Source organism: Psychrobacter sp. JCM 18901 (genome assembly GCF_000586435.1).
GTDB lineage: Bacteria > Pseudomonadota > Gammaproteobacteria > Pseudomonadales > Moraxellaceae > Psychrobacter.
Map to the genome: position 1 here is coordinate 1 of NZ_BAWH01000043.1, position 1,961 is coordinate 1,961.

General features: G+C 32.5%; 3 protein-coding genes. All 3 read left to right on the forward strand.

Going from position 1 to position 1,961, the window contains the following annotated elements; genetic code table 11:
* Positions 1-122: 122 nt before the first annotated feature.
* The 3 genes from TT11_RS16465 to TT11_RS16475 all read left to right on the forward strand — a co-directional run bounded on the left by TT11_RS16465 (position 123) and on the right by TT11_RS16475 (position 1,955).
* Positions 123-905, forward strand: coding sequence for a hypothetical protein (locus tag TT11_RS16465; RefSeq protein ID WP_261871188.1), 783 nt, complete (start codon positions 123-125; stop codon positions 903-905).
* A 25-nt stretch (positions 906-930) separates the two neighbouring features.
* Complete coding sequence (locus TT11_RS16470) at positions 931-1,329, forward strand: hypothetical protein (protein ID WP_261871189.1); 399 nt, start codon at positions 931-933, stop codon at positions 1,327-1,329.
* A 347-nt stretch (positions 1,330-1,676) separates the two neighbouring features.
* Positions 1,677-1,955 carry a hypothetical protein gene (locus TT11_RS16475; protein ID WP_261871190.1) on the forward strand — a complete coding sequence of 93 codons (279 nt, stop codon included), beginning with the start codon at positions 1,677-1,679 and terminating at the stop codon, positions 1,953-1,955.
* The last annotated feature ends 6 nt before the right edge of the window (positions 1,956-1,961 follow it).

Below are 1,961 nucleotides of genomic sequence, written 5' to 3' on the forward strand. Positions count from 1 at the left end.
ATACTAAATAAAATATTGAGTGATAAGTAATGAAAATAAAAATCATTTCTTAGTACATAGCATTATTTAATGTGTTAGAAAGTATTCTGTATTGTAGTTCTTATATTAAGGATGTTGAAAAGTTGAAAATATTTACGGCGATATACTCTAAGAATATTAGTGCTTTTGAAGATGAAGTATTGGTTGAAAATATTCAAAAGTTACTTTTTGATGCTAATAAGCGTTTCTTCCCAGTAAGAAACTTTGATCAGGAGGTTACGAGTAATAACCAAGGTAACAACTCGAGTTGTGTTTGGATGAACTGCTCTAATGAGCCACTAAGTCGAACGTTTCAACAAGTTAATGAGAAGATTCACTTCCTTGATGTTATTGGAACAATAAATTTGCCTAATCAAGATTTAACAGTAGAGAATCATTTTAATTTTCAGAAAGTAACTTCAGCTTCAGGCAGATTTTCGTTAGTTAAAGTTGATTTAAATAGTATTGAATTCATTACTGATGCAGTTGGGACCTGCCCATTATTTTATATCGAAATTTATAACTATTTTGTTGTCTCTACGTCTTCAAGAATAGCTCACTTTATTGAACAGAGTTTGAACAGTCCATTTGGAAAGTTTTTGCCTTCATATAACATTGAGTCACTTAGAGATTTTAGTATTCATGGACATTTTAATCATTCAGATTCTGCTTTCAGCAATGTTAAATGTTTACAATTAAATTCACGAATCCGAATAGATGCAAGCGGAATTTTTATAAATGATTTTAACCAAAATATCTATGAAATGGGTATTTCTGAAGGCAAATATTATGAAGATTTAATAGAAGATTTGGCAAGCTCTATTAAAAAAAGCATGTCTCCCACTATTAGAGCTATCGTCTATTACTTTTCCAATATCCGGAGGTAGAGATAGTCGTTTAGTAGCAGCAGCAATGTATGCGGTAGGACTTAGAGATGTTAAATGTGCTACAAGTGGTTATGAAAAACACCCAGATGTTATACTTGGAAAAAAAATTGCAACAACATTAGGATGGGCTCATAAAGTCAATACACCAGGAGCAACTCCTAGTATTTTATCTTATGAAGACCCGTTATCAAGAGTATCTAGGGTCCTAGATGTTCATGACCTTCAAACTTCAGCTTGGGATGATATTGAAGACTATGGGCCTTTTATAAACAATCCAGTACTGTCTGGCGTTGGGGGTGAGCTTTTGAGAGGCGGATATATGGCAACAAAAAGTTCATCAATAAATGCTTCTCAAGCAACTACAATGATTAAAAGTTTTTTTGAATGGAAATATTTTTTTCGAATCTGCAGTAGAAAGTTCTAGGTTATCAGGTTTTTACAGCAAATCTCTTATTGAAATGGCTAATATAGATCCTATGTTAGCTCTAGATTATTTATATTATTCTAACAGAAACTTTAGATGGGTAGGTGCTAGAAGAAGAGGGTTAAGCTTCAGAAGGATTGGAGTAGAACCTCTACTTGATAATCGTGTTGTAGAATTAAGCCGAAAAATAGATATCAACACAAAATGGGAAGAACGACTATTTTTTTGATGTTATTTCCTTCTTAAATCCAAGCTTGCGAGACATACCAATTGAAGGTAGTCGATGGAGGTTTGAAAAAAACAACCCTTTCAAGAATTATGAGAGTGGTTGGGATAAAAGAGTAGCTATGGAAGCAGAATCTAGAAGCAAGAACTTTGATTTTCGTAGTTTATTTGATATTGAGTTTAGAAAAGAAGTATACAGTATGATCTTAGATTCTAATAGTGAGCTGAATAAAATTGGAATTGATAAGAGTAGATTGGAAAAGTATCTTGGTGATGGACAACCAAAATATCCGACAGTTATCTGGCATTTGCTAACAGCAATTAATATCTTGAATAATTCTTGGATTGAACCTATGAGAAATACTAAGAGTCTTTCCAGAGAAATGAATGTACCTATCTAGTTTATT